Source organism: Arthrobacter sp. CAU 1506 (assembly GCF_005047635.1).
GTDB lineage: Bacteria > Actinomycetota > Actinomycetes > Actinomycetales > Micrococcaceae > Crystallibacter.
Genome location: NZ_SUKC01000005.1, coordinates 65,468 through 91,225, shown reverse-complemented (window position 1 = coordinate 91,225; position 25,758 = coordinate 65,468). Strand labels below are relative to the sequence as shown.

The 25,758-nt window shown below is 66.4% G+C and carries 24 protein-coding genes; 12 read left to right on the top strand and 12 right to left on the bottom strand.

Annotation, left to right across the window (positions count from 1 at the left end; genetic code table 11):
- Positions 1-5 precede the first annotated feature (5 nt).
- The 3 genes from E4J89_RS07825 (at position 6) to E4J89_RS07815 (ending at position 3,386) form a co-directional block, all read left to right on the top strand.
- Positions 6-1,181, top strand: a complete 1,176-nt coding sequence (locus E4J89_RS07825; RefSeq protein WP_136785572.1) for a cytochrome P450 — start codon at positions 6-8, stop codon at positions 1,179-1,181.
- A gap of 157 nt (positions 1,182-1,338) precedes the next feature.
- Positions 1,339-1,743 (top strand): metalloregulator ArsR/SmtB family transcription factor, encoded by a 405-nt coding sequence (locus E4J89_RS07820; protein ID WP_136785571.1) that lies wholly within the window; start codon positions 1,339-1,341, stop codon positions 1,741-1,743.
- A complete protein-coding gene (locus E4J89_RS07815) occupies positions 1,740-3,386 on the top strand; it encodes a SulP family inorganic anion transporter (protein ID WP_240691787.1) in 1,647 nt (548 codons plus the stop codon). Before E4J89_RS07820 ends, E4J89_RS07815 begins: the two co-directional genes overlap by 4 nt.
- A gap of 26 nt (positions 3,387-3,412) precedes the next feature.
- Here E4J89_RS07815 and E4J89_RS07810 read toward each other — a convergent pair whose 3' ends face one another.
- The 3 genes from E4J89_RS07810 to E4J89_RS07800 are packed head-to-tail and all read right to left on the bottom strand — an operon-like array spanning position 3,413 to position 5,877.
- Entirely contained in the window at positions 3,413-3,928 is a 516-nt protein-coding gene (locus tag E4J89_RS07810) for a hypothetical protein (RefSeq protein WP_136785570.1), read from the bottom strand.
- A 27-nt stretch (positions 3,929-3,955) separates the two neighbouring features.
- Complete coding sequence (locus E4J89_RS07805) at positions 3,956-5,077, bottom strand: glycerate kinase (RefSeq protein WP_136785569.1); 1,122 nt, start codon at positions 5,075-5,077, stop codon at positions 3,956-3,958.
- The gene (locus E4J89_RS07800; RefSeq protein ID WP_240691786.1) at positions 5,074-5,877 is read right to left on the bottom strand and encodes a glycerophosphodiester phosphodiesterase; all 804 of its coding nucleotides are present in this window, start codon (positions 5,875-5,877) and stop codon (positions 5,074-5,076) included. Before E4J89_RS07800 ends, E4J89_RS07805 begins: the two co-directional genes overlap by 4 nt.
- A 48-nt stretch (positions 5,878-5,925) precedes the next feature.
- Between E4J89_RS07800 and E4J89_RS07795 the strand changes: the two genes are divergently transcribed.
- Complete coding sequence (locus E4J89_RS07795) at positions 5,926-6,660, top strand: carbon-nitrogen hydrolase family protein (protein ID WP_136785568.1); 735 nt, start codon at positions 5,926-5,928, stop codon at positions 6,658-6,660.
- 8 nt (positions 6,661-6,668) lie between these two features.
- On the opposite strand, the gene E4J89_RS07790 is transcribed toward E4J89_RS07795, so the two are convergent.
- The 5 genes from E4J89_RS07790 to E4J89_RS07770 form a co-directional block, all read right to left on the bottom strand.
- The gene (locus E4J89_RS07790; RefSeq protein ID WP_136785567.1) at positions 6,669-7,505 is read right to left on the bottom strand and encodes an HAD family hydrolase; all 837 of its coding nucleotides are present in this window, start codon (positions 7,503-7,505) and stop codon (positions 6,669-6,671) included.
- A gap of 40 nt (positions 7,506-7,545) precedes the next feature.
- Entirely contained in the window at positions 7,546-8,460 is a 915-nt protein-coding gene (locus tag E4J89_RS07785; protein WP_136785566.1) for a carbohydrate kinase, read from the bottom strand.
- A gap of 41 nt (positions 8,461-8,501) precedes the next feature.
- Positions 8,502-9,395 (bottom strand): alpha/beta hydrolase, encoded by an 894-nt coding sequence (locus E4J89_RS07780; RefSeq protein ID WP_205754438.1) that lies wholly within the window; start codon positions 9,393-9,395, stop codon positions 8,502-8,504.
- Between the two features lie 35 nt (positions 9,396-9,430).
- Positions 9,431-10,513 carry a LacI family DNA-binding transcriptional regulator gene (locus tag E4J89_RS07775; RefSeq protein WP_136785565.1) on the bottom strand — a complete coding sequence of 361 codons (1,083 nt, stop codon included), beginning with the start codon at positions 10,511-10,513 and terminating at the stop codon, positions 9,431-9,433.
- A gap of 135 nt (positions 10,514-10,648) precedes the next feature.
- Positions 10,649-13,231 carry an ATP-dependent DNA ligase gene (locus tag E4J89_RS07770; RefSeq protein ID WP_136785564.1) on the bottom strand — a complete coding sequence of 861 codons (2,583 nt, stop codon included), beginning with the start codon at positions 13,229-13,231 and terminating at the stop codon, positions 10,649-10,651.
- A gap of 82 nt (positions 13,232-13,313) precedes the next feature.
- On the opposite strand from E4J89_RS07770, the gene E4J89_RS07765 reads away from it, so the two are divergent.
- Positions 13,314-14,171, top strand: coding sequence for a Ku protein (locus E4J89_RS07765; protein ID WP_136785563.1), 858 nt, complete (start codon positions 13,314-13,316; stop codon positions 14,169-14,171).
- A 21-nt stretch (positions 14,172-14,192) separates the two neighbouring features.
- On the opposite strand, the gene E4J89_RS07760 is transcribed toward E4J89_RS07765, so the two are convergent.
- Positions 14,193-14,435 carry a DUF2630 family protein gene (locus E4J89_RS07760; protein ID WP_136785562.1) on the bottom strand — a complete coding sequence of 81 codons (243 nt, stop codon included), beginning with the start codon at positions 14,433-14,435 and terminating at the stop codon, positions 14,193-14,195.
- Between the two features lie 139 nt (positions 14,436-14,574).
- On the opposite strand from E4J89_RS07760, the gene E4J89_RS07755 reads away from it, so the two are divergent.
- Together E4J89_RS07755 and E4J89_RS07750 are read left to right on the top strand one after the other, a co-directional pair.
- Complete coding sequence (locus E4J89_RS07755; protein ID WP_205754437.1) at positions 14,575-15,048, top strand: MarR family transcriptional regulator; 474 nt, start codon at positions 14,575-14,577, stop codon at positions 15,046-15,048.
- A 102-nt stretch (positions 15,049-15,150) separates the two neighbouring features.
- On the top strand, positions 15,151-16,626 hold the full coding sequence (locus E4J89_RS07750; RefSeq protein WP_136785561.1) for an MDR family MFS transporter: 1,476 nt from the start codon (positions 15,151-15,153) through the stop codon (positions 16,624-16,626).
- Positions 16,627-16,712: 86 nt separating this feature from the next.
- On the opposite strand, the gene E4J89_RS07745 is transcribed toward E4J89_RS07750, so the two are convergent.
- Positions 16,713-18,326 carry an MFS transporter gene (locus E4J89_RS07745; RefSeq protein WP_136785560.1) on the bottom strand — a complete coding sequence of 538 codons (1,614 nt, stop codon included), beginning with the start codon at positions 18,324-18,326 and terminating at the stop codon, positions 16,713-16,715.
- 296 nt (positions 18,327-18,622) lie between these two features.
- On the opposite strand from E4J89_RS07745, the gene E4J89_RS07740 reads away from it, so the two are divergent.
- Entirely contained in the window at positions 18,623-19,213 is a 591-nt protein-coding gene (locus E4J89_RS07740; protein ID WP_136785559.1) for a TetR/AcrR family transcriptional regulator, read from the top strand.
- Positions 19,214-19,223: 10 nt separating this feature from the next.
- Here the strand turns inward: E4J89_RS07740 and E4J89_RS07735 are convergent, their stop codons facing one another.
- On the bottom strand, positions 19,224-19,790 hold the full coding sequence (locus tag E4J89_RS07735) for an isochorismatase family cysteine hydrolase (protein WP_136785558.1): 567 nt from the start codon (positions 19,788-19,790) through the stop codon (positions 19,224-19,226).
- Positions 19,791-19,911: 121 nt separating this feature from the next.
- On the opposite strand from E4J89_RS07735, the gene E4J89_RS07730 reads away from it, so the two are divergent.
- A complete protein-coding gene (locus E4J89_RS07730; protein ID WP_136785557.1) occupies positions 19,912-21,417 on the top strand; it encodes an FAD-dependent oxidoreductase in 1,506 nt (501 codons plus the stop codon).
- Positions 21,418-21,457: 40 nt separating this feature from the next.
- Complete coding sequence (gene pstS / locus E4J89_RS07725) at positions 21,458-22,573, top strand: phosphate ABC transporter substrate-binding protein PstS (RefSeq protein WP_136785556.1); 1,116 nt, start codon at positions 21,458-21,460, stop codon at positions 22,571-22,573.
- Between the two features lie 37 nt (positions 22,574-22,610).
- On the opposite strand, the gene E4J89_RS07720 is transcribed toward pstS, so the two are convergent.
- On the bottom strand, positions 22,611-23,315 hold the full coding sequence (locus E4J89_RS07720; protein WP_169303939.1) for an SRPBCC family protein: 705 nt from the start codon (positions 23,313-23,315) through the stop codon (positions 22,611-22,613).
- A 229-nt stretch (positions 23,316-23,544) separates the two neighbouring features.
- Between E4J89_RS07720 and E4J89_RS07715 the strand changes: the two genes are divergently transcribed.
- Positions 23,545-25,218 (top strand): NERD domain-containing protein, encoded by a 1,674-nt coding sequence (locus E4J89_RS07715; protein ID WP_136785554.1) that lies wholly within the window; start codon positions 23,545-23,547, stop codon positions 25,216-25,218.
- 91 nt (positions 25,219-25,309) lie between these two features.
- A complete protein-coding gene (locus tag E4J89_RS07710; protein WP_136785553.1) occupies positions 25,310-25,735 on the top strand; it encodes a hypothetical protein in 426 nt (141 codons plus the stop codon).
- Positions 25,736-25,758 lie beyond the last annotated feature (23 nt).

Below are 25,758 nucleotides of genomic sequence, written 5' to 3'. Positions count from 1 at the left end.
ACGGAATGGTTGCAGTGTTGCAGACGTCCGATATCGACCTTTGGTCCGACGAAGTATTGCTCGACCCCTACCCGGTATTCACCGAACTGCGCGAGCAGGCCGCTGCGGTGCGACTTGAAAAGAATGACGTCTGGGTGTTGACCCGGTACCAGGAGATCCGCGAAGCCCTCGGCAACTGGGAAGCCTTCTCGTCGACTGCCGTCGCCTTCAATCCGGACATGAACGGCGCCCTGATCGGCACCAGCCTGGCCACGGATCCGCCGCAGCACGAGGCCCTGCGAAGCGCCCTCACCGAGAACCTCTCCCCGCGCGCGCTGCGCAAGCTGAAGGCCAGCATTGACCAGAAGGCCGACGATCTGGTGGCCGGCGTGGTGGAGCGTGGCTCGTTTGACGCCATCGGCGACCTTGCCCGCGAACTGCCGCTTCAGGTGGTTCTGGACCTCATTGGGGTGCAGGGCGACGTCCGCAACAAGATCCTGGATTGGGGGGCTGCGGCGTTCAATGTGCTTGGACCGATGAACGAACGCACCGCGCAGAACTTCCCGCTGGCCGGGGAACTGTTCCACTGGGCCACCACGCTTCAGCGCGAGGAACTTGTTGAGGGCAGCATGGGCCGGGCCATTTTCGACGCCGGCCACCGCGGCGAGATACCGGCCGCGAACTGCGGCAAGATCGTGCACCAGTACGTGGCGGCGGGCCTGGACACGACGATCGCGGCGATCGGCAACGCCATCGCGGCTTTTGGTGCGAACCCCGACCAGTATGAACTGCTCCGACAGGACGCCTCGCTCATTCCCGCTGCCTTCAACGAGACGCTTCGCTATGAGGCGTTGATGCACGCCCAAGGCCGCGGCACCACGAAGGACGTCGACGTTGACGGCACGGTCATTCCGGCCGGCTCCCAGGTGGCCCTCCTCTTCTGTGCTGGAAACCGGGACCCCCGTCACTATCAGGATCCGGACGCCTTCCTCGTGGAACGCAACCCGATCGACCACCTGTCCTTCGGGTACGGAGTGCATGGGTGTGCAGGACAGGGCCTGGCCCGGCTTGAGGCCTTCGCGGTGCTCGACGCGCTCCGCCGCCGGGTGAAGTCGTTTACCGTCGGCGAGGGAGTGCGGAAGATCAACAACTCCAGCCGCGGCCTGGACAGCCTGCCCGTTCTTGAGGTGGTTCCGGCCTGAGCCGACTCGGCCGACACCGGCCCTGAGCCACTACCCTCACCTACGCCCGCACCCAGGCCTTGCAGCAGGCCGGGTGCGGGCGTCTTCGTTGCCAGAACGGAACCCGTAATCCGTTATATGATGGACTTCTAAAGTAATGAACTTCTGAAGGAATCCCGTGGACCGCTTTCCCGCCGCCGATGCCCCGCTGTATGAAGTCAAAGCGAATCTGTTCAAAGGGCTGTCCCACCCGGTGAGGATCCGGGTACTGGAACTGCTCGCAGATACAGCAGAGGTGACCGTGACCGAGTTGATGCAGGGCACGAACCAGGAAGCGTCGAATCTCTCCCAGCATCTGGCAGTGCTGCGGCGGTACAACCTGGTTGTGGCACAGCGGCGCGGCGTGCAGGTGTTCTACCGCTTGGCCTATCCGCAAGTGGCCGACCTGCTGACCGTGGCACGCAGCCTGCTGCAGCAACTCCTGCACACCACAACGCAGCAACTGGCCGGCTTCAGCCCGCCGGCCGGCGAGTCCGTCCCATCGACGGCCGGAGCCGCCGTCAAAGAGGCCCCGTTACGGTGAAGGCTTTGAAGGGAGCCGCCGCTCTGCTGCCCGGCGCTTCGGACTACGCCCAGCTTCCGCGCACGTGGAAAAACGACCTCATGGCTGGCATCACGGTCGGCATTGTTGCCCTGCCGCTGGCGCTGGCCTTCGGCGTGAGTTCCGGCGCCGGTGCCGCCTCCGGAATGATCACTGCCATCATTGCCGGCATTGTCGCCGCGGTTTTCGGCGGCTCCAACATCCAGGTATCCGGTCCCACCGGAGCCATGGTGGTGGTGCTGGCACCCGTCCTCGCCAACTACGGCCTCTCCTCACTGGCCGTGGTGACCCTGATGGCCGGGCTGATAGTACTCGTCGCCGGGGTGCTGAAGCTGGGCCGCGCGGTCAGTTACATCCCGTGGCCAGTGATCGAAGGCTTCACGCTGGGAATCGCCGTCATCATCTTCCTGCAGCAGATTCCGGCTGCCTTTGGGACAGTGCCGGGCCCGAGTACCAACGCGGCGGTCTCGGCGATCCAGGCTTTGAGCACCGCGTCCCTGGCCAGCATGTTCTGGCCCGTTGTCCTCGTGCTGATCGTGGCCGCCATCATGCTGGGGGCACCCAAGATCCATCCCCAGCTGCCCGGCTCGATCATCGGTATCATCGTCGCCACGCTGGTGGCCCAGCTGGCCGGGCTGGATGTCACCAGAATCGGCGCCCTGCCCAGTGCCCTGCCGGCGCCGTCCCTGCCGTCCGTCGATTTCGCCATGGTTGCCGCGCTGGCCGGACCGGCCGTGACCATCGCTGCGTTGGCCGCCATCGAGTCACTACTCTCTGCCCGAGTGGCGGCCTCCATCTCCGACACCGGGCCCTACGACGCGGACCGCGAACTGGTGGGGCAGGGCTTGGCCTCGCTGGCGTCCGGCTTCTTTGGCGGCATGCCGGCCACCGGGGCCATTGCCCGCACGGCCGTCAACCTCCGGGCGGGCGCACGCACCCGTGCCTCCGCCGTCGTGCATTCACTGGTGTTGCTGGCGGTGGTTTACTTTGCCACCGGGCCGGTTTCGCAGATCCCGCTGGCCGCACTCTCGGGCGTGCTGATGGTGACCGCCTTCCGGATGGTCTCGCTCAACACGTTGCGCAGCGTGCTGGGCTCCACCCGGGCGGACACAGCGGTCTTCATCATCACCGCGATCATCACGGTGTCCTTCGACCTGATCCAGGCCGTGGCCATCGGCATCGTGGTTGCGGCCTTCTTCGCCCTCCGGTCACTGGTCAATTCCAGCGGCGTGCACCGCGAAGAAATCCCCGGCCCCGCCCAGGACGGCGACGAGCAGATTGCGGTGTTTCGGCTCGACGGCGCCCTCTTCTTCGGTGTGGCGGACCGCGTGTTGGAGCGGGCAAGCGCCATCCACAACGTGCAGGTGGTGATCATCCGGATGTCTCAGCTGCAGATCCTCGACGCCACCGGCGCGAAGGTCATTGCGGACCTGATCACCGCCCTGGAGCGCCGGGGCATCACCGTGCTCATCAAGGGCATCCAGGACCGGCACCTGCAGTTGGCCCGCCGGGTGGGCGTCTTGGAATCGCTGCGGCACCACAAGCACCTGTTCGGGGAGCTGGACGCTGCGGTGGACCATGCCCGCAGCCATGTCCGGCGGAACCGCGAGGCGCGACAGCCCTAGCTAGGCCTCCGGCGCCGGGGGCCGGCTCAGTCGTTGGCGTGGCCCGGTCGCCGGGCCCCCGGCTTACCGTCGGCCGCGGCAGCGAAAGCGAACACCGTGGCTGCGATGGTCAACGCCAGGGCAATGATGCCGCACGGGTTGCACAGCGCCGTGGACATCCCGAGCGCGGACGGACCGGCCAACAGCGACATGATGGATGCACCGTCGCCGGCACCGCCGCCGAAGTCCGGGACAGTGAAACCAAAGGCAATCGCCGACAGCCAGGCGAGAGCCGGCGCCGCGACGGCCCGCACCGGAAGCAACACACCCCGGCGCGCCGCCTCGGCCAGCTTGAGGCCACTGAGCAGCAGCAGTACCAGCAGCACCGGGCCCAGGCTGATGCCCAGCCAGAGCACCATCTGGCCGCCGATCCCGAACAATACCCGTCCGGCCACCACCCACAGCGGTACCAGCACGGCCATGGGAAGGGCCAGCCAGAGCACCAGGGATGGAAGGAAGCGTTGACGCACTGCCGCGGAGGACGGGACCAAGGTACTGCTCATGCCCTCATGATAGGTCTGGCCGCTGGCTCAGGCCCCTTCGAGGGCGTGCTGCGTGGCCAACGTGACATATCGTGCGGCGTGGGCCATCGCCTGCTCCTCGCTGCGGGCCGCGTCCACCAAGCTGGCGGCCGCGTGCACGCCGTGTACGGCCAGTGTGTCCGGCGACAAGCTGATCTGACCTGCCACGACGACGACGGCGATTCCCCGTTCGTGGGCGCGTCCGGCCAAACCCAGCGGCACCTTGCCAAACTCCGATTGCCGGTCCAGCGAGCCCTCGCCGGTCAGCACCAGATCGGCATCGGCCAAGGCGGCATCCAGCCCCACCAGGTCTGCGACGACCTCGAACCCCCGCGCCACGCCGGCGTCGGTTAAGGCCATGAATCCGGCCGGGAAACCACCCGCGGCACCGGCACCGGCTACGTTGACATCGCGGCCGGTTGCCTGCAGCAGCAGCTGCGCCCACCGCTGCAGGGCTTCGTCGAGCAGCCGGCACGAGACCGCGTCGGCTCCCTTCTGTGCACCGAAGACGTGCGCGGCACCGTCCGGGCCGTACAGCGGATTCGCCACATCGGCCGCTATCCGGATAACGGTCTTGGCCAGCCGCGGATCCAGGCCGGAGGAATCAAGGAGATGGGCGGTCGCCAAGGCCGCACCCCCGAGCAGGACTTCGGCGCCGCCGTCGTTGTAGATGCTCAGCCCGAGGGCGCGCAACGCGCCGGACCCGCCGTCCGTCATGGCGGACCCGCCGACACCCAGCACGATTTCGGTGGCTCCGGCATCCAGCGCCGCCTCGATCAGCTGGCCGCTGCCGTAGGAATGGGCCGCCAGCGCGGACTGCACGCTGGGCTCGGTGAGCAGCAGCCCGGAGGCACGGGCGGTTTCAATGACGGCGGTCTTGCGGTCCGGGCCTTCCAGCAAGGCCCAGGAGGCAGTCACTTCCCGGTCCAATGGTCCGACAACTCGGTCGGTGTGCTCCACGGCGCCGGCGGCGAGGGCGGCCTCCAAGGTCCCTTCGCCGCCGTCGGCCATGGGAAGCAGTTGGACGTGGGCGTCCGGATAGACCCGCAGCACGCCGTCGGCCATGGCGCTGGCCGCCTCCGCCGCCGACAGCGTTCCCTTGAACTTGTCCGGTGCGATCAGGACCTTCATGTTGACTCCCTCTGCGGCCAGCTGCCGCGTTCGGCCATCACCTCGGCCAGAATGTCGGCGCGGTCGGAGATCAGTCCGTCCACGCCCAGCGCCAGTAGTCGCTGCATTTCGGCGCGCTCGTTGATGGTCCAGACATGCACCTGGAGGCCGGCGCGGTGGCACCGGCGCACGAATCCCTTTGTCACCACGGTAAACCGGCCGTACTTTACCGGCACCTGCACGGCCTGCACCCGGAGCAGCCTCGCCAGCTGTTTAGCCAGCCCCACGAAGCCCAGCAGGTAGATTCCCGCTGTTGCATATACGCCTGCCGAACCCGCGACCGGACGGCTGAGGCCGCGCAGAACCCGGAAGCGGCGGCGGTCGGAGAAGGACGTAACCAGCACGCGGTCATGCGCTCCGTGGGCTTCGATCAGCCGGGCCAGTTCGTCGGCCGCGGCCATGTCTTTTACATCCACGTTGAGGCATACGTCCGGCCAGGCGCTCAGCAGCTCTTCGAACCTGGGAATCGGCTCCCCGGAGATGCGCACCTGCGCCAGCTGTCCGGCCGTATGCGCGGCCAGCTCGCCGCGGCCGTCGGTGGTGCGGTCCAGCGTCGGATCATGGAACGCCATCAGCATGCCATCGCTGGTAGCCCGGACGTCGGTTTCCAGGTAACGGAAGCCCAAATCGACGGCGGCCCGGAACGCGGCCATCGAGTTTTCCTGTCCGGCCAGCGAGAAGCCGCGGTGGGACAATGCCAGCGGCCGGCCCTGCCCGGAACCGGGAAACGTAGGATTGAGGTACGGGCTGGCACTGCTCACACCCGGTACTCTACCGGCCCGCCCACCGTTGCCGACCAGGAGGAACTCATGCGCATTGCCCTTGTGCAGGCTGCCGGGCTGCACGGCGATGGCGCGGTGGTGCGCAGCCAGCGCTGGCTGGAACAGGCGGCCGGACTGGGCGCCGAGCTGCTGGTCCTGCCCTCGTGTTTCCCGCCGGGCTTCCGCCGCGAGCTCGGCAGGCTTGCGGCGCACCACGGGGTGGCCGCTGCCGCTGGCACAAGCACCGGGGCAGCAAACCGCCCCGGCACTGGGAGCCGCGCGTGGACTGAGACAAGCCGCGCGGGCACCGGGACGGAACTCTGGCTGCTGGACGCCGCCGGCGAGCTCCAGGCCTGCACGGACTCAACCGCTGTGGTGCCACTGAACGGGCGGCTGATCAGTCTCGCCACCGAGGACGACGCCGGTTCAGCCACCGGGGGCACCGTCCGCCGGACCCGCCGGTCGGTATCCGACGAGGGCGCCCAACTGCTGGTGGTGCCCGGCGGCAGCGCCGGACGGGACGGCTGGTTTCGGGCACTGGCCCGCCGGCGCGGATCTGGGCCGGCCGTGGCGTGGAACGGCCCGGGCCGCAGCTTCATTGCCGCGCCGGGCGCCGGAGTATCCGCGGAGGCGGGCCTCTTCGAAGAGTTGATTTTTGCCGACCTGGCCCTGTCCGCGAGGCAGCGGACCGTGGGCCCCAGCTGGTTTGCCCGCCGGTATCTGTCCGAAGGTCCCGGAACCCGGCCGCAAGCGGCGGCGGTCGGAGCGGGCCGCGGCTCCTAAACCGCGGATCAGGCGGTGGCCAACGGTCCGCGCGGCGTTTGCTGGCGGCCCGCCAAGCGGTCCTCGATCACTTGGGCGACGCCGTCGTCCTTGAAAGCCGGAGCACGGAATTCAGCCGCTTCGAGCGCCCTCCGATGCCCTGAGGCCAAGGCGTACCCCGCCCCCGCCCACTGCAGCATCTCGATGTCGTTGGGCATATCGCCGAAGGCCACCACATCCCGGGCATCAATGCCCAGCGAGCCCGCATACTCCGCCAGCGTGACCGCCTTGTTAATCCCGGGCCGTGCCATTTCCAGCAGCGGATTGCCCGGCGCCGAATGCGTAACCGCCGCCAGATGGCCTACCGCCGGGCCAACCTCTGCCAGAAAGTCATCCGGATCGAGGTCGGTGCCCCGGGCCAGCAGCTTCACCACCGAATCGGTGCGGCGCAGACTGTCCGGCAGCAGTTGGGGAACGATACCGTCCAGCAGTTCCACCGAGCCTGGCTGGATAAAGCCCGGCTCCAGTTGAAAGCCCTCGGTGGTTTCCGCCGCGAAGGTCGCCGACGGATGCAGGTGCAGGATGATGTCGCGCACGTCGAGGATGTTTTCATAGGGCAACGCCTGCGCGGAGAGAACCTGTCCGGATACCAGGTCATAGACCACGGCCCCGTTGGAGCAGATCACCCGGCCGCGGTGGCCGATCTGCTCGGCCAACGGGGTGAGCCAGCGCGGCGGCCGGCCGGTCACGAAGACAATTTCGACGCCGGCGGCCGCGGCACTGCGGAAGGCACGGACGGTGCGGGGGCTGATCTTCCCGTCCCGGCCGATGATGGTTCCGTCCAGGTCGCTGGCGATGAGGCGCATTGCACCAGTCTAGGGACGAAGCTGCCGCCAGGGCGCCGGGCTAGGCCAACTCGTCCCGATGCGGCGGGTTCGCCCCGGCCCTGGAGACCGTGATGGCGGCAGACCGGGCCGCGTGGATCATCAGGCCTTCGAGTGTGGAGGTGGCCATGTCCCGCAACCTCTCCCGCCGCGCCGACCCGGAAAACCCGGCCTGCAGCAGGGCATCGAGCAGCCCGGACATATAGGCGTCACCGGCGCCGACGCTGTCCACCACGGACACCGCCGGGGCACCGGCTGCCACCGCTCCGGCACGGACCACGCCCCAGCTGCCTTTCGCGCCGCTGGTGACCACCACGGCGGCCGGCCCCTGCTTCAGCCAGTCCCGTGCCGTCTCCTCGACGGTGCGGTCCGGGTACAGCCACCGCAGGTCTTCGTCGGAGGCCTTCACCACGTCGGCCAGCACCACGAACTTCTCCGCCTGCCGGCGGGCAAAGTCCCGGTCGGTGATCAGGGTGGGCCGGCAATTCGGATCGTAGCTGACCAGTGCCCGCGGGTGCGCCCGCTGCACGGTCCTGAACACGGTGTGCGCACCCGGCTCCAGCATGGTGGCGATCGAGCCGGTGTGCAGCCACACCGTCTCGTCGAGCAGCCGCGGCCTGGCCTGTTCGAGTTCCGGCAGTTCCCAGAGCAGGTCGAACGAATAGCGGGCGGCACCGGTGGGATCCAGGCGGGCGGTGGCGGTGCTGGTGGGCGAGCCGTCCGGGTCCAGCGGCACCAGCACGGAGTTGCGCCGCAGGTGGCTGTGGATCAGGTCCCCAAACTGGTCCTTGCCGTACCGGCCCACGAACTGGACGGAATGGCCCAGCCGCGCCAACCCGACCGCTACGTTCATGGGACTTCCGCCAACATGCGCGCGGGGCGGTCGGGTATCGGACCGGACCACGTCCACCAGCGCCTCGCCTATGACCGTGAGCACATTGCCAAGGTAGCAGAGCGGCGCCGGTTGCGGCACCGGTATCAGCCCAGCCGCGCCAGCACCTGCCGGATCCGGGCAAACGCCTCCGAGGCAGGGTTGATCAGGTCGAAGTGGTCCCCCGGAACCAGGATCAGTTCGGCCTGGCCGCCGGCCGCCTGGGCAGCCGCAACATAGCGCTCGGACAGCTCCCGCGGCACGTCCGCATCCTGGTCCGCATGGAACGCGTAGACCGGCGCCGGCAACGGCAGGTTCCACATCGGATCAGCCAGCCGGTACGGGTCGGATCCATCCAACCCCCCGCCTTCCGTTCCGATGGTTTCCGCTCCAGTGACGTCCGTGCCTGCACTCTTCGCCCCTCCGCCGTCACGGCCCGCACGCGGTGCCGTGGAAACGTCCGCCGCGGATGGGTCGCTGGGCCGGCCCAGCAGGTTCTCCACCGCCCCGTCGCTCAGGCCCAGCTCGTGGGCACGCGCCAAATCCAACACCCCGGACTGGCTGAGCACCGCGTCGAGCTCCACCCGAGGAGCCGCCCCGGGCGCACGCAGTCCCGGAACCCCCGACGGCAACCGGCCGCGCCCGGCGGCCCACACGGCCAACTGGCCTCCCGCCGAATGGCCTAGCCCCACCACATGGTCGGCAGCGAACCCCAGCCGTTGCGCCTCAATGGCGAGCTGGTCGATGCCGGAGGCAACGTCGTCGAACGTTTCCGGCCAGCCGCCGCCGTTGCCCGCCCGGCGGTACTCGACGTTCCAGCAGATCCAGCCGCGCCCGGCCAGGTCCGCCGCCAGCGGCCGTGCCAGATCGGCCGCGTAGGCGGCACGCCAGTAACCGCCGTGGATAAGGACGACGACGGCGCGGTACCGCCTCCGGTCCGGCAGGTACAGTTCGGCGTACTGACTGGGATCCGGGCCGTAGCTGTGCCGCATGCAGTCCATCCCTGAACTTTAGCCCCGGCTCGCGCGTCGGCTGGCTAGGGCACCCCGTTGGAAACACTGTCGGCTGCCTCGTCGGAGCCGTCGGCCGCCTCCTCCCCGGACACGCCGGCCACCGTGGTTCCCCGGTGGTGCAGCTTCCACGGCGCAGGCACCAGGCGTCCACTGCTCTGCGCCGTCCGCCCCTCCAGCCGGTCGATCAGCAGGTCCACCACGGTGCCCACCAGCGGATCCGGGCCAACCGACGTCAACGGGGGGTCGAAGTAATGCCCCAGGTCCGAGGTCTCCACACAAATGATTTCCATATCGTCCGGGATCCGGAGTTTGGCCGCGGTGGCGGAACCGGAAACGCACAGTGCCTCCAGATCCGCGGTGGTGAAGAACGCGGTGGGCGGATCGGGCAGCATCAGGAGCTCGCCTGCCACCTGGTACGCCTCCCGCCAGGACCCATGCGTGGCCCGGATCAGGTTCTCGTCCAGCTCCACGCCGAGGTCGGCCATGGCCTGCCGGAACAGCCCCAGCCGGGTACCGCGGGGGCCCGGTGCAGGCCCGCCACGGTGCAGCACGGCGATGCGGCTGTGCCTGTCCGCTAAATAGGCGGCCGCCTGCGCAATGCCGGCTTCTGCGTCGACGGAGACCACATCGAACCCATCGGGCTGCTGGAACTGCGACACCACCACCTGGGCCACGCCGCGGTCCGCGAGATCGCGCAGCGTGTGGTCTTCCTCCGGCGTTTCGGTGCTGAACCCCAGAATGGCACCGTCTGCGCCGCCGGAGAGCATGAAGTTCCGCCACGCTTCCTGGCCCAGGAGGACCACCACGCGGTAGCCGTGTTCCGGCAGCACGCGGTTGGCCACTTCTGCCAACTGCCGGTCCCAGGCCGAATCCAGGTTTTCCACCACGACGGCGACCGTGTCCGTCCGCCCGCGCCGCATGCCGCGGGCCGCATGGTTGGGCACGTAGCCCAGCGACTTCGCGGCCTCCACCACTCTGGCTTTGGTGGGCTCGCTGATCCGGGTCGACCCCCCATGCCGCCCGGACAGGACATAGGACACCGTTGCCAGCGAGACTCCGGCCCGCTCAGCCACGTCGCGAATAGTCGGCTTAAATGAACTCCCCATGAGGTTCTGCCTTCTTCCCCAAGAAACATCCCCCGGAAACTTCCCCCTGAAGTTCCTCTGGGTAAAGACTAACGATTCATCCGCAGAATGATAGGGGTTCGGTGCAAAATCTTTTAAGCCTTTGGGTCCGCCAGGTCAGGGCATCAGCAGCGGAATTTCGACGACGACGTCCGACGGCTTCTTGTCCGGCCGGAAGCCCCGCCAGACCGGGTGCCGCAGTTTTCCGGCCTCGGTGCGTTCGCTGAACTGAACCTCGCCGACCAGCGCGGGCCGGACCCAGTGCGCGTCCGAGGCATCCGCTGCCGGCACGCCGTCAAGCGGCGGCGTCTTGCGGGACATTTTCTTCAACCGGGATCCGATTTCGGCAAGTTCCCGTTCGGTCAAGCCGGAACCGACGCGGCCAAGGTAGCTCAGTTCCACCCCGTCGGGCACCGCCACCAGCAGCGAGCCGACCTTGCGGGCACGGGACCCCTTGCCCGGCCGCCAGCCCACAATGACCACTTCCTGGGTCAGATGATTCTTGATCTTGATCCAGCTCCTTGTCCGTAGGCCCGGCGTGTAGTTGCTATCCGTGCGCTTGGCAATGATGCCCTCGAGGCCCACCTCCTTGCTGGCTGCGACAGCTTCTTTCACCGCTGCGTCCAGTTCCGGCGGAACCTGGATGTGTCCGTCCTCGGGCGCTTCCACCGCTTCCTTGAGGATTTCGCGCCGTTGGGAGTATTCCAGCCCAAGCGTTGCCGTTCCGTCCAATTCCAGCAAATCAAAGAGGAAATACTCCACCGGATACTTCTTGGCCGCCCGCTGAATATCGGCATCCTTCACCAAGTTCATCCGGTTCTGCAACCGGCCGAAGTCCGGCCGTCCCTTGGCATCGAGGGCAACGATTTCGCCATCCAGCACCGCGGTTTGGGCCAACACATGATCAGGCAAGTCCGCCAGCTCCGGGTAGGTTTTGGTCATGTCCAGGCCGTTGCGGCTGATCAATTGCACCTTGCCCTCCGCCACGACGGCGACGGCGCGGATCCCGTCCCATTTCATCTCGTACGCCCAGCCGTCGTCCTCGTCGATGGATGCCTCGGTGCCCTGGACCGCCAGCATCGGCTTTACCGGCTGGGGCGCACCGGCCTGCCCCGGAGCTGCCCCGGCGCTGACCGACGCCGCCGACGCCGCCGGTGCGGCGGCCGCCCCCTTGTCCTTGTCCTTGTCCTTGTCCTTGTCCTTGTCCTTGTCCTTGTCCTTCGACGGTGTTCCCTGGCCCGTCCCGGTTTCTGCGCGCGGCTGGTCCTTCATCAGGTGCATCAACCAGTTGCTCTTGCCGCCCTCGCCGCCGGTCTGGATCAAGGCGTACCGGCGCGCCCCGGAGGGACCGCCGTCGTTAGCCAAACCGCCCTCCGGGCTGCCGTGCAGCACCACGATGACTTCCTTGCCGTCCCGCCACTTCTCCACGTCATAGGTGCCGCTGTCCCAAACGGTCATCACCCCGGCGCCGTATTCGCCCTTGGGGATAGTGCCCTCGAAGGTGGCGTATTCCATCGGGTGGTCCTCGGTCTGGACGGCCAAATGGTTCTTGCCGGTAGTTACCGGGGGGCCCTTGGGCACAGCCCAAGACGCCAGCACTCCCTCATGTTCCAGTCGGACGTCGTAGTGCAGCCGGCGGGCGTGGTGCTCCTGGATCACAAAAACCGGGCCGTCCTCCGGCCCCCGCTGCGAGACGGCCGCCGGTACCGGTTCGGGTGTGCGGTCCGGGTCGCGCATGGACCGGTAGACGCTCAGCCGGTCGGCCGCCGGCGCCGCGGCCAGCGATTCTTCGTCAGCGCGGCCGCCGGCCATCCCCGCGAGCGGGTCACCGGTCTGCTTAACCCGCTCCAGCACCTGCTGAAAGTCCAAATGGGTGAGATCCGGGTCCTGCAATTCCTGCCAGGTCCTGGGCACTGCCACGGTGGGATGCGGCCGACCACGCAGCGAGTACGGGGCAATGGTGGTCTTGGCCCAGTTGTTCTGGCTCCAGTCCACCAGGACACGGCCCTTGCGGAGCGACTTCTTCATGTCGCTGACCACCAGGTCAGGATGATCGGCTTCCAGCACCCGTGCCAGTTCATGGGCCACCTGACTGACCTCGTCCGATGTCTGTTTGCCGTCCAGCCCGGCGTACAAATGGATCCCCTTGGAGCCGGACGTGACCGGCCTCGGGTCAAGACCCATCCCCTCCAGGATGTCCTTGATCAGGAACGCCACCTCAACGCACTCCGTCAATCCCGCTCCTTCACCGGGATCCAGGTCCAGCACCATCCGGTCCGGATTGTTGATCTTGCCGCGCGGACCGAATTTCCATTGCGGCACGTGGATTTCCAAGGCAGCGATCTGGGCCAGCCAGGTCAACGTTGCCCGGTCGTTGGCCAGCGGGTAGACGTTGATATTGCTCTTGTGCTCGATAGAGTGCCGCTGGACCCAGTCCGGCGCCGACTTGTCCAGGTTTTTCTGGAAGAACACCTGGCCCGGTTCTGCGGCGGTGCCGACGCCGTGGACCCACCGTTTCCGGGTAACCGGCCGGTCGGCTGCATGCGGAATCAGGTACTCCGCGATCTCGGAGTAATAGGCAATGACCTCCGCCTTGGTGGTCCCGGTCTCGGGATACAACACCTTGTCCAGGTTGGTCAGCCTGAGCCGGTGGCCGTCGACAGTGACGGTCTCCTGCTGACTGGACTTCCGGGTGGCCATACCGCCAGTCTCTCCGCCGACCGCCCAGTTGGCTAGTAGCTTGCCTCTGGCTTTGTACTGCCTGCGGGTGTTCACTAGTGCCATGAGAGCCATCTGGAAGGGAGCCGTGGCCTTCGGGCTGGTCAACGTGCCGGTCAAGCTTTACAGTGCCACCGAAGACCATGACGTGAGCCTGCATCAGGTCCACGACAAGGACGGCGGTCGCATCCGGTACCAGCGCCGCTGCGAGGTCTGCGGCAAGACGGTCGACTACCAGAACATTGACAAGGCGTACGACGACGGCGAGCACACGGTGGTAATCACCGACGAGGAATTCAAGTCGCTGCCGGTGGAAAAGAGCCGCGAAATCGAAGTGGTCGAGTTCGTTCCGAGCGACCAGATCGACCCGATCATGTTCGACCGCAGCTACTACCTGGAGCCGGACTCGAAGTCCTCCAAAGCCTATGTGCTGCTGCGCAAGACGCTGGAGGATACGGACCGCACGGCCATCGTGCAGTTCGCGCTGCGGCAAAAGTCCCGGCTGGCCGCACTGCGTGTCCGCGGCAAAGTCCTGATGCTCCAGACCCTGCTCTGGGAGGACGAAGTGCGGGAGGCCAGCTTCCCCTCCTTGGAAGAAACGGTTCGCATCTCTGCCAAGGAAAAGGAGATGTCGGCGGCACTGGTGGATTCGTTTTCCTCGGATTTCACCCCCGCCAACTACACCGACGAGTATCAGGAACAGCTGCGCACCCTGATCGAAGCGAAGCTGGAACAGGGCGAGGCGCTGGACACCGAGAAGACCTTCGGCCAGGAGGAAGAGGCAGAAAGCGGCAAGGTCCTGGACCTGATGGATGCTTTGCGTCGCAGCGTGGAGAAGAACCGGGAAGCCAAGTCGTCTTCCGGCTCCTCCGATTCCAAGAAGAAATCCGGCTCCAAGTCGAAAGCGTCCAAGGGCGCCTGACTCCCCGGCCATGCCGCGGGCCTACTGGCGGTAATGCTCCACTTCATCGACCGGCCGGGTCTCCGCTTCGCCGGGATCCTCGCCGGCTTTGCGCTTGGCCCGACGTTGGCGCAGCAGGTCCCAGCACTGGTCCAACTGCTCTTCTAGACGGCGGAGTTCGGCGGCACGGGCCGAGGCCTTGTCCGGCTCCTCCGGCGTGGAATCCCGCAGTTGCTGTTCTTTCTCGACCAGCGCACTGATGTACTTCTGGATGTCCTGGTCCATGGCACGTCCCTTCTGGCGGTACTCACCTCAGGCTACGTGGCACGCTGCCCGCGGGCTAGGGTTCCAGCCGATGGACCGGATGCCAAGGTCCCGCCCGTCGTCCGACCGCCCGCCCAAGGCCGCAACTTATGCTTGGGGGATGGAGAACACCCCGCCCGGCGCCGTGCAGGGCCGCGCCGTGGACCACCGCCAACTTGCCGTGGCGCTGATCGACATTTCGTCCGATGTGCGCCGGAAATCGCATGAGAATGCCGGAATCCCGCTGCTGCCGAACGGCATGCTGGACATCATGCGCGTCATCGAATCCCACCCCGGCATCACCGTCGCCGAAGTAGCCGCCCGCTTGGACCGGCACTTCAGCAATGTCAGTACGCAGCTTCGGGAATTAGTTGCGCGAGGACTGGTGACCCGCATCCGCGACGCTGCCGACAAACGGTACGTCACGCTGCACCCGACCGAGGAGTCACAGCGCATTCGAATGACTTTGGAGACGGCGTGGGCCGATTCACTTGCAGCTGCGGCCGCGAAGCTCCGTCCCGAGGAGCAAGAGCAGCTCGCGGACAGCCTTCCGGCACTCCAACGCCTGGCCGCCCTGATCAGCGAACCGAGCTGAAGCCTTGAGCCGCGTCGTCGCCCTTCTGATTTACACTTATACTTTTGTAAGTATTAGGCAGCAGGTCTGCCGCCCACCCCCACTCGACCAGAAAAGGTGTTCATGAAAGACGTCCTCGAGGAGAAAGTTCCGCCCGGAGAGGTGGAGGCGGCGCGCGCCGTAGAGCCTGAAAGGATCTCGCCCAAGCGCGTCGCCGCCGTAATTACCGCACTGGTGCTGTCAGCGCTGATCATGATCCTCAACGAGACTGTGCTGACCGTCGCCCTGCCCAACCTAATGGCCGACCTCAACGTTCAGGCGACCACCGCGCAGTGGCTGACCACCGGTTTCATGCTCACCATGGCCGTGGTCATTCCCACTACCGGCTTCATGCTCCAGCGCTTCACCACCAAAGGCCTCTTCATCGCCGCGCTGCTGCTGTTCATCGTCGGCACGGCGCTGGCCACCGTTGCGCCAACCTTCGCGGTCCTGCTGATCGCGCGCATCATCCAGGCAGGCGGCACCGCGATCATTCTTCCGCTGCTGATGACCACCACGCTAACCTCCGTCCCGGTCCAGCATCGCGGCACGGTGATGGGCCTGAACTCGGTGGTAATTTCCGTGGCACCAGCCATCGGCCCCACCCTGTCCGGCGCCATCATCAACTCCTTGAACTGGCGCTGGGTGTTCGGCCTGATGATTCCGGTGGCCATCATCGTGTTCCTCTTCGGCGTCTTCGCCATCAAGACCGGCAAAGAGACCCGCAAGGCTCCGCTGGATGTCCTCTCGGTCATCCTTTCCGCCTTTGCCTTCGGCGGCATCGTTTACGCGCTCTCCTCCATTGCGGACCTGATGGATGGGGCGTGGGCACCGATCGCCGCCCTCGTGGTGGGCGTGATCGCCCTGGTGCTGTTCGTCAACCGCCAGCGTGCGCTGCGCAAGACCGAATCGGACCTGCTGGATCTGCGTCCGTTCAAGGTGCACAACTTCCGCATCTCCGTGGTGATCGTCATGATCGCGATGGCGACCATGCTGGGCACCGTCATGGTCATGCCCATCTTCATGCAGAACGGCATGGGCCTGGGCACTCTGACCATCGGCTTGGCCTTGCTCCCGGGCGGTCTGATTCAGGGCATCGTGTCCCCGATCGTCGGCCGCATCTATGACAAGGTCGGCCCTCGCCCGATCGTCATTCCGGGCGCCGTGCTGCTGGCCGGGGGACAGTGGCTGTTGGGCAGTGTCCACATTGATACGCCGCTCGCCGTGATCGTCGCCTTCCACACGGTGTTCTGCATCGGCATGGCCATGTTGATGACGCCGCTGATGACCGTCGCCTTGGGCGCCCTGCCGCGCGCACAGTACGGCCACGGCAGCGCCATCATGAACACGCTGCAGCAGCTGGCCGGCGCGGCCGGCACCGCAGTGCTGATCGCCGCCATGACTGTCGGCACCACCATGGCCGCTTCAAGCGGCATCGCGGACAACGTCGCCCTGGTCGACGGCGTACGGGTCGCCTTCACGGTCGGCGGCATCCTGGGCCTCGTTGCCGTCGTCTGCGCCCCGTTCGTGCGTCGCCTGCCACCAGCCGCAAGCCGCTAAAGCCGCCTGCGGCCTACGCCGGCACGGCTCTCGGAAGCCGGTCATCCCGCAGGGGATGACCGGCTCCGTTGTTTCTGCGGGGCCGACTAAGCGGCGGCCTCCACTGCTGCTGCCTCCGGATCGATCTCGCGGACACCGCGCAGGCCGAAGAAGCTGAGCAAGGCCGCGGCCAGCGCCGCGACGGCAATCACCAGGAAGGCCTGGGTGAATCCGCTGCCCAAGGCCTCGAGCGCGAACTGGCTGGCGCCCGATCCGGGAACACCTTCAGGAATGCTGTTCAGCGCGATGGGGCCGCCTGCTTCGGCAATACCCATCGCCGGACCCAGCTGGTCCGGCGCCAAACCGGAGGTCTGCAGCGACGCCATCAACTGGCCGCCCGCGGCCGACAGTGCAATGGCGCCCACCAGTACGGGCCCCAGGGCGAAGCCGAGGTCCCGCAGCAGGTTGGTGGTGGCGCTGGCCATGCCGGTCATTTCCCGCGGCACGGAGTTAACGGCAACGGCAGTCATCGGGCTCAAGGTGAAGGCAAAGCCCAGGCCCACCAGCAGGGAGGGCAGCACGAAGGTGGTGACGTCGCGGTTGGTCACGTCTGCGTTGGAGTTGATGAAGGCGCCCGCAGCCATGGCCAAGAAGCCGAAGGTCATCAGCCAGCGGGAGGAGACCCGGGTCTGGAGCCGTGACAGCACCGGGATCAACACGAACGCCGGGCCCTGCAGCAGCAGGAACAGCAGGCCGAGGTAGAGCGGATTCTGGTGCTGGACCGGGCCCAGCCACATGCTCGTGGAGAAGCAGGCGCCCAGGAAGGCGAACATGCCGACCACGGCGACGACGGAGGAGATGGCGAACTGGCGGTTCAGGAAGAGCCTCAGCTCCAGCAGCGGTGACTCAACCCGCAGTTCGATTGCCACGAAGACTGCCAGCAGGACCGTGCCGGCCACCAGCGCGACCACCACATGGGAGGCGGTCCAACCGTCTTCGGGGCCCTGCACCAGGCCGAACAGAATCAGGATCAGGCCCAGCGCAAATGTGATCTGGCCCCAGATGTCCAGCCGGCGCTCCCGGGCCACTTTGGCTTCGGCAGAACGCAGCGCGGTGAGCAGCAGGGCGGCGAGGCCGGTGAGCACCACGACGGCGTAAGCGCCGCGCCACCATCCAAAGCCGGCGAACATGCCGCCGAGCAGGGGGGACAGGGCCGAACCGGCGGACAGGAAGCCTGCCCAGATGGCGATGCCGCGCACCCGCTCCTGCATGGTCCGGGCCACCGACGCGACGAGGGCCAGCGACGCTGGGAAGATGGCGCCAGCGCCGAGACCATTGATGGCGGAGCCGATCCACATGGCCTGGACGGTCGGTGAGATCGCGCAGACCAGCGAACCGATCATGACCAGCAGCGCACCGCCGAGAACCAGCTTGCGGTGGCCATACTTGTCGCCCAACACACCGAAGGTCAGTTCGAAGACCACCACCGGGATCATGAATGCCGCGGTAATCCACGTCAGCTGGGAGCCGAAGGTGTTGAACGTCAGCTGGAACTCGCCGTTCAGGGCGCCGGGCAACGCGTTGGCGATCTGTGCCACCATCACCGCCAGCGATGCGGCGGCCAAGGTGCCCTTGGCGCGGGACGGCGCGGTGTCCACCGGCGGCGCCTGCGGCGGTGGATAGGACTGCGGTGACGCGACGGTCTCCTGGCCCTGGCTCATGTGGAACTCCTTGATGGTGCGGAACGGGTGGCACATGGATGTGCGGGATGGGCCTGAGGACCTATCTGCGGCCATGCAACTGAAGTGTGATACGCCACTACAGACCCTGTGATGGCGACTACACTAGTGACTGAGACAACACACTGTCAAGTGAAAGTGCGCAATGTCGTTTTACTGGTCAGCGGGGCAGTATTCGCGCCATTCCACGGCTGGATGGCGTCTCGGCAGGGCCACTCTCCGCGCCGCAACGCTCGCGCTGTCAAGAGACTGCTGCGCCAACGACTATCCTGTGACGCATGGCAACACTCCGCGAAGTCCAGAAACAGCAGACCCGGCAACTCCTCTTGGATACGGGTCTGGAACTCTTCGAGTCCAAGGGCTATGCGGCCACGACCATCGATGACATCGCGGCGGGCGCCGGCACCACCCGGACCACGTTCTACCTGCACTTCGCGTCGAAGGCCCAACTGATGAGCGAGGTGGTCAAGACAGTGGACGCCATCCTCACCAGCGTGGACGATCCGTCCCTGTCAACCGTGGTGGAGCTGGGCAAGCGGGACCTGATCCGGACCTGGCTCAACCGCAAGTTCGACCAGTGGGAGGCAACCCGCCCCTACCTCCATGCGGTCTACCAGGCAGCCCCGGTCGAACCCGAGGTCGCCAGCACACTGGAGGACTGGTTCCGCGACGTGGCGGCGGACATGACGACCGGACTGGACCGTGCCGGACGGTTTGAATCGTCCAGCCGGCGTATCCGCTGCGTGCTCGCCTTCGGCCAGCTTGAGTACCTGTCGCAGCGGTGGATCAGAACCGGCTGGTTCGTGGACCGCGAGACCTGCCTGGAGACCCTGACGGACTCCTGGTGCCACCTGCTCTCGGAGGACTGAGCGGGCGGGTTTAGCGTTCGCGGGCTCCGGCCAGCAGCTCCGCTATCGCGCCCCGTCCCAGCACCGGCTGGCGGTACTCCTCGCCGAGGATCTGCAGCATGGAGCCGGCATAGTCTTCATTCGTCGAGGCAATGACGTCCTTGGCGAAGACCACGCGGAAGTTGTGGGCAAAGGCATCTGCCGCCGTCTGCGCCACACAGTCGTGTGTGGCGACGCCCGCCAGCACCAGCCGTTCCACCCCTTCGCGGCGCAGCCGCTCGGCCAGACCGGTACCGAAAAACGCACTGTCGCGGGTTTTGACGATGCTTTCCAGCCCATCGGTCAGCAGCCCCGGCAGGAAACTGGCCTGTTCGCTGCCCTCGAAGATGAAGCCCTGGTCGTCATCGAGCATGTTCAACGTCCAGGTCGATTGGTCGCGCTGGTGCTCGGTGCGCACCAGCAGCACCGGTACCTGCGCCGCCGTCGCGGTCCTGACCAGCAGATTTGCCGCCTCCACCACGGATTCCCGCCGGCTGGCCAACGCGGGGTCCTCGAAGTACGCGTTCTGCAAATCGATCATCAGCACCGCAGTTTTCATGCCCTCCGCCTTCCGCCGGCCGTCGTTGCTTCCATCCTGTCAGGTGTCCGTGCACTTTGGGCCTTGACGCGCCAGCGGGGACGGGGTGTGGTGTGTAGTACAGGCCGAAAGGACAGCATCAATGCATTCGCTCTGGCTAGATACCGCAGACGGCATTCCCGTTGATACGTATACCGGCCAGTCCGGGTTCGATTCGGTCGTCGCCGGTGCCGGCCTGACCGGGCTGGCCACGGCGGTCCTGCTCGCCAGGGCCGGCCAGCGGGTCGCAGTGCTGGAGGCCCGGTCCATCGGCGCCGCCACCACCGGCCATACCACCGCCAAAGTGTCCCTCCTGCAGGGCGGCCAGCTCTCCCGCATCAGCAGCCACCATGATTCCGCCGCTGCCGCTGCCTATGTTGCGGCACAGCAGGAAGCGCAGGCGTGGATTCTGCGGTACTGCGACGAACACCAGGTGGAGTACGACCGGCGCGACGCCTACACGTACGCTACGACTCCGCACGGAGCGGATGATCTTGCCGCCGAGCAGCGTGCCAGCCAGGCCGCCGGTTTGCCGGTGGAGGCGGTCGCCGGCTCCGGCGAGCTGCCGTTCGCTGTCACCGGCATGCTGCGGTTGGCGGACCAGGCGCAGCTCCACCCGATGCGGCTGCTCGCAGCGCTGGTTGCCGAACTGCGCAGCCGCGGCGGGTCGGTCTTCGAGGGCATGCGGGTCACGGGAGTGAGCCATGCGAACGACGGCGGCGTTGGCACCGGGGCACGGACCGTCACGGTGCGCACCCGCCTGGGCGACGTCCAGACCGGAACCTTGGTGCTGGCCACCGGAACACCCATGCTCAACCGCGGAGGCCACTTCGGCGTCCTGACGCCCAAGCGGTCCTATGCCGCCGCCTTCACCGTCCCGGGCCACATTCCGGCCGGAATGTATCTCTCCATCGACGCGCCTACCCGCTCCTTGCGCACCGCTCGGGGTGGCGGCCGGGAGCTCCTGCTGGCTGGCGGCAACGGCCACGTGGTCGGACGGCAGAGCCACACCCGCGGACTTGTCGAAGACCTGCTGCGCTGGACTCAGCAACATTTTCCCGGGGCCGAACCCACCCATACCTGGTCCGCCCAGGACTATGAACCCGCCGGTTCGTTGCCGTATGTCGGACCAGTCCTGCCCGGCGAAAAGCGGATCCTCGTGGCCACCGGATTCAACAAGTGGGGCATGACAAACGGGGTTGCCGCTGCGCTGGCACTCTCCGCCTCCATCTTGGGCGGGGACAACCACTGGGCCAAGGAGCTCTACAAGTCCCGCATCTCCGGGCGGGATGCAGCCAGCACGGCCGAGACCAACGCGTCGGTGGGGCTGGAAATGCTGTCCGGATGGCTGGGCGGGCTGACCCGGACCACGCAAACTGCACCGCCCGAGGGGCAGGGAACAGTGGTGCGTGAGAACGCTCGGCCGGTCGGCGTGTGCACCGTGGATTCCGCCACGCACCGGGTCAGCGCGGTGTGCACGCATCTGGGCGGCGTCTTGTCTTGGAACGACGCCGAAGCCAGCTGGGACTGCCCGTTGCACGGATCCCGCTTCAGCGCCGACGGAACGGTACTGGAAGGTCCTGCCGTCAGAGACCTGGAGGGACGATAGCGCCTTGGGTTCGCGCCAACGCACGGGTACGCTGGTCCGGATGCCTGAGCTGAAATTCCGCGCGCCCGCCCTGGGCGCCGCCGTCCTCCTGTCCTTGTCCGTGGCCGCCTGCGGCTCCGATTACCCGCTGGGTCCGGCGCAAGAATCCGCCGCTCAGCAGGGCTCCACGCTCTCCGGCACGCTGACCGGAGCCGGAGCATCTTCGCAGAACGCCGCCATGGATGCCTGGGTGGCAGGATTCGGCCTGCTCCACACCGATGCGCAGGTGCAGTATTCCCCCGACGGCTCCGGCGCCGGCCGCACCGCCTTCCTGGCCGGGGCCGTCGATTTCGCCGGCTCGGACGCATTCTTGGACGACGAAGAGTTGGAAGAGTCGCGGAAGGTCTGCGGACCGGACGGCGCCTTCGACGTCCCGGCATACATCTCACCGATCACCGTGGCGTTCAACCTTCCCGGCATCACCGAACTGAATCTGGATGCCGAGACCATCGCAAAGATCTTCCAGGGCGAGATCAAGTCCTGGAACGACCCCGCCATTGCCAAGCACAACCCGGGCGTTGAACTGCCCGACCTGCCGGTCACGCCAGTGAACCGCTCGGAGGACTCCGGCACCACGGAGACCTTCACCGAGTACCTCCATGCCGTTGTGCCCGATACCTGGACGGCAGAGCCGAGCGACACCTGGCCCGCTGAATTCGCCGGGGAAAACGCCCAGGGGACCACCGGCGTCGTCAGCATGGTGGCCGGGACTAAAGGCGCCGTGACCTACGCCGACGATTCCGCCGTCGGGGCGCCGCTGGGCAAGGCCAACCTCAAAGTCGGTGACAGCTTTGTCCCGGTCAGCGCGGAAGCAGCCGCCACGGCGCTCGACCAGGCCAAGCAGGTCGAAGGCAGGCCGGCACACGACCTGGCGTTGGAACTGGACCGGGCGACCACCGCGGCCGGAGCTTACCCCTTGATGTTGGTGTCCTACCACATCTATTGCTCGACGTATGAGGACCAGAGCAAGGTGGACTTGGTGAAGGCCTTCGGACAGTACGTGCTGAGCCCCGAGGGCCAGGCAGATGCGGCGGACTCCGCCAAGAGTGCGCCGTTGTCCGAGGAGCTATCGCAGAAGGCGACGGAGTCAATCGAGCGGATCAGCGTTCGTTCCTGACTACGGCACTGACCCGCCGTCCCCAACTGCAGCATCGCTAGCTGGTTGGACCGGTGCTGTCGTCCTTGGCCCGCGGTTCGCGCAGCGCGGGGTCGTCCAGCATCGGATCATCGGCCCATTCGCGCGGTTCGTCGTGGCCTTCCCGCTCCTGGCCATGCCGCCTGACATGGAGTCTTCGGCGCTCTGCCTCGCTCAGGTCCGGATCCCGGCTGTAGGCATTGGCGTCCTCATTGCGGGGGATGTCTGGCTGCGACGATAACTTAGGCGGGAAACCGCCCGCAAAGGTTCCGCCGTAGAAGTGCTTGTCCCCCACATCGTGGGTTTCCGATCCTCCCGATTCCACGAATTCCTTAAAGCGCCACAGCTCGTTGCGCACCTCCCGGTGGTCAGAGCCCAGCCCGGAGCCCACCTTCTCCAGCAGCGAACCCGGCTCCCAGTCGATATGAATGTGCATGGACGTGGTCTCGGCGTTGACCGCACCGAAGGTCGCGGTTCCACTGTGCCTGACGCCGCCTTCGCTGCTCCAGGCAATCCGCCGTCCGGGTTCTTCCTCGGTCACGGTGGTGTCGAATTCGCGCTGTGCGCCGCCCACTTTCGTGACCCAATGGTGGGTGGTGTCGGACGTCTGGATCACGGACTTCACACCGTGCATAAAAGAGGGAAAGGACTCAAAGCGTAACCATTCGGCGTAGACCCTCTCGGCGGGCCGGGCGATCTCAATGGTTTCATCCACACTTGCCATGATCATCCTCCATTCGCTGAGGAACGGCGCCACGTGCGCCGCTTTCGTCAGCTGCCACCTGTCTTAACGCTACAGAACGGCCGATAGCACGGCAACGAATTGCCACGTTTGCTGATCATTCAAGGCCAATGCCTGCGGCGAACCCGCTCTTGTCGGGCGCAGGCGGGCCGATGACCGGCATTAGGTAGTCTGTGTGGTAAACCACTGCGTTGATGTTGAGGGGGGCGGTATGCCGCGCTGTTTTCCGGAACAGCCTGAGTTCGGCCGGGACAGGCATGCCGAGCGGGAGGTCTGGGATGCGCTGGTGCGTACGCTGCCGCCGTCCGCTTCATTGCTGCATTCAGTCAGCCTCATCGAAAACGGCGCGGAGCGGGAAATCGATCTGCTGGTCATCTGGCCCGGTGTCGGAATCGCAGCCATCGAAGTAAAGGGCGGCCATGTCAGCTACGACGCGGGGCAGTGGCACCAAGCCAGCAACGGCCAGCAGCACCGGATCAAAGACCCGCTGATCCAGGTCCAAGACGGCCGGCATATGCTCCAGCGCTATCTCGGCGCCCAATTGGGGCTCGGCCGGCAGGTCCGCTTCGCGCATCTGCTGGCCTTTCCCTACACTTCGGTCCCGCGGCACTGGGACATTCCCGGCCTGAGGCGGGCCATGGTCATCGGCAGCCAGGACCTGAAGTACCCGGACGATGCTGTCCGGGAGGCGATCAACTTCTGCGGCGACGGCGACGGCGACACCGCGCCGGATGTCGCCGACCGCATCCTGGCGCAGCTGACGCGACCGCTGCAGGGCAACGGAGCCCTCTCCGCTGCAGCAGAGCATGAAGGCCGCGCCGACCAAATGACCCGCGACCAGGCCGCCATCCTTGACGTCCTGAAAAACCAGCAGCGCGCGCGGATCATCGGCGGAGCCGGGACAGGCAAGACGTGGCTGGCGTTGGAGCAGGCCCGGAGGCTGGCCCGCAACGGAAAACGGGTGGCCCTGCTCTGCTACAGCCGGGGCCTGGCCCGCTATTTCGAGACGGAAACCGCCGGTTGGAAACCGTCCGAGCGCCCCGCCCACGTGGGTATGTTCCACGACCTGCCGGTGCGCTGGGGCGCGCACCATCCACTGGATCCCAGGCTGCTGACCAACCAGTACTACGAGCACTACCTGCCCCGCACACTCAAGCGCTTGGCCAAAATCCAACCGGACCGCGAGCTCTTCGACGCCATCGTGGTTGATGAAGGCCAGGACTTCGGTGCGCTCTGGTGGGAGTCAGTCCTGGTCTGCCTGAAGGATCCCGATGCCGGCGGGCTGTATGTCTTCATGGACGACGACCAGCGGATCTTCGGCCGCGAAGGCCGGCCGCCGATCGAGGCGCCGCCCTTCGTGCTGAACGAGAACCTGCGCAATACCAAGCAGATCGCTGCACTGTCCGGCGCACTGTCCACCGAACTGGCAATCCCCCGAGGCCTCTCCGGCCCCCGGATCCGGATGGTGGAGGCGTCGGCCGGCGCCGTCATTGAACGGGCCGATGATGCCGTCAACCAGTTGATTGAGCGTGAAGGCTGGGCTCCGCAGCAAGTGGCACTGCTGACTACCAAGCGAAAGCACCCGGTACAGCAGCAGGACGTGGATGCGCTCGGCTGGCGGGGATATTGGGACGCCTTCTTCGACGACAGCGACGTGTTCTACGGAAACGTGTTGGGCTTCAAAGGGCTGGAACGCTCCGTGGTGGTGCTGGCCGTCAATGGGTTCGCCGATCCCGAGCGGGCCCGCGAGATGCTCTACGTGGGTGCCTCCCGGGCACGCAGCCTGCTGGTGATCGTCGGGGAGCGTTCCGTCCTGGCCAGCATCGGCGGGCCCGCCGTGATCAAGCGGCTCACCCAGACCGAGGCGTGGCGTCCCGAGCATTAGCGGCATGCAGCCACGGGGCCATTGACTTTAGGATCGGTTCGGAGGATTCTAAAAATACTTATTCGGTTTTTAGAATTTACCGGAGGTTCCGATGGCTACCACCACTCCAACGCTGCAGCGGGTGCGGACCGACCCCGCCTACGGCGCCTTCTGGATGCTCAGGCTGGGGTTCACCGTCCTGCCGATCCTGATGGGGCTGGACAAGTTCTTCAATCTGCTCACCGACTGGGAACAGTACCTGGCACCCTGGCTTGTCAGCCTGCTCCCCTTCAGTGCCCATACGGCCATGATGATCGTCGGCGTCGTCGAGATCGCCGCCGGCATCTTGGTCTGGATCAAGCCACGCTACGCCGCCTACGTTGTGGCCCTCTGGCTGGCTGGCATCATCATCAACCTGCTGACGCTGTCAGGGTTCTACGACGTGGCGCTGCGCGACTTCGGCCTGATGCTGGCGGCACTGACCCTGGCCCGACTCGCCACCCAGTACGACCCAGCCTGGCACCGCACCACGCACTGACCGATTCCGATTCCGGCCGAAAA

Bases quoted from the DNA above. Each gene is read 5' to 3' on its own strand.
- E4J89_RS07825 (WP_136785572.1), top strand. From the start codon at position 6: ATGGTTGCAGTGTTGCAGACGTCCGATATCGACCTTTGGTCCGACGAA.
- E4J89_RS07810 (WP_136785570.1), bottom strand. From the start codon at position 3,928: ATGAGCAGTACCTTGGTCCCGTCCTCCGCGGCAGTGCGTCAACGCTTC.
- E4J89_RS07805 (WP_136785569.1), bottom strand. From the start codon at position 5,077: ATGAAGGTCCTGATCGCACCGGACAAGTTCAAGGGAACGCTGTCGGCG.
- E4J89_RS07795 (WP_136785568.1), top strand. From the start codon at position 5,926: ATGCGCATTGCCCTTGTGCAGGCTGCCGGGCTGCACGGCGATGGCGCG.
- E4J89_RS07790 (WP_136785567.1), bottom strand. From the start codon at position 7,505: ATGCGCCTCATCGCCAGCGACCTGGACGGAACCATCATCGGCCGGGAC.
- E4J89_RS07780 (WP_205754438.1), bottom strand. From the start codon at position 9,395: ATGGACTGCATGCGGCACAGCTACGGCCCGGATCCCAGTCAGTACGCC.
- E4J89_RS07775 (WP_136785565.1), bottom strand. From the start codon at position 10,513: ATGGGGAGTTCATTTAAGCCGACTATTCGCGACGTGGCTGAGCGGGCC.
- E4J89_RS07770 (WP_136785564.1), bottom strand. From the start codon at position 13,231: ATGGCCACCCGGAAGTCCAGTCAGCAGGAGACCGTCACTGTCGACGGC.
- E4J89_RS07765 (WP_136785563.1), top strand. From the start codon at position 13,314: ATGAGAGCCATCTGGAAGGGAGCCGTGGCCTTCGGGCTGGTCAACGTG.
- E4J89_RS07760 (WP_136785562.1), bottom strand. From the start codon at position 14,435: ATGGACCAGGACATCCAGAAGTACATCAGTGCGCTGGTCGAGAAAGAA.
- E4J89_RS07755 (WP_205754437.1), top strand. From the start codon at position 14,575: ATGGAGAACACCCCGCCCGGCGCCGTGCAGGGCCGCGCCGTGGACCAC.
- E4J89_RS07750 (WP_136785561.1), top strand. From the start codon at position 15,151: ATGAAAGACGTCCTCGAGGAGAAAGTTCCGCCCGGAGAGGTGGAGGCG.
- E4J89_RS07745 (WP_136785560.1), bottom strand. From the start codon at position 18,326: ATGAGCCAGGGCCAGGAGACCGTCGCGTCACCGCAGTCCTATCCACCG.
- E4J89_RS07740 (WP_136785559.1), top strand. From the start codon at position 18,623: ATGGCAACACTCCGCGAAGTCCAGAAACAGCAGACCCGGCAACTCCTC.
- E4J89_RS07735 (WP_136785558.1), bottom strand. From the start codon at position 19,790: ATGAAAACTGCGGTGCTGATGATCGATTTGCAGAACGCGTACTTCGAG.
- E4J89_RS07730 (WP_136785557.1), top strand. From the start codon at position 19,912: ATGCATTCGCTCTGGCTAGATACCGCAGACGGCATTCCCGTTGATACG.
- pstS (WP_136785556.1), top strand. From the start codon at position 21,458: ATGCCTGAGCTGAAATTCCGCGCGCCCGCCCTGGGCGCCGCCGTCCTC.
- E4J89_RS07720 (WP_169303939.1), bottom strand. From the start codon at position 23,315: ATGGCAAGTGTGGATGAAACCATTGAGATCGCCCGGCCCGCCGAGAGG.
- E4J89_RS07715 (WP_136785554.1), top strand. From the start codon at position 23,545: ATGCCGCGCTGTTTTCCGGAACAGCCTGAGTTCGGCCGGGACAGGCAT.
- E4J89_RS07710 (WP_136785553.1), top strand. From the start codon at position 25,310: ATGGCTACCACCACTCCAACGCTGCAGCGGGTGCGGACCGACCCCGCC.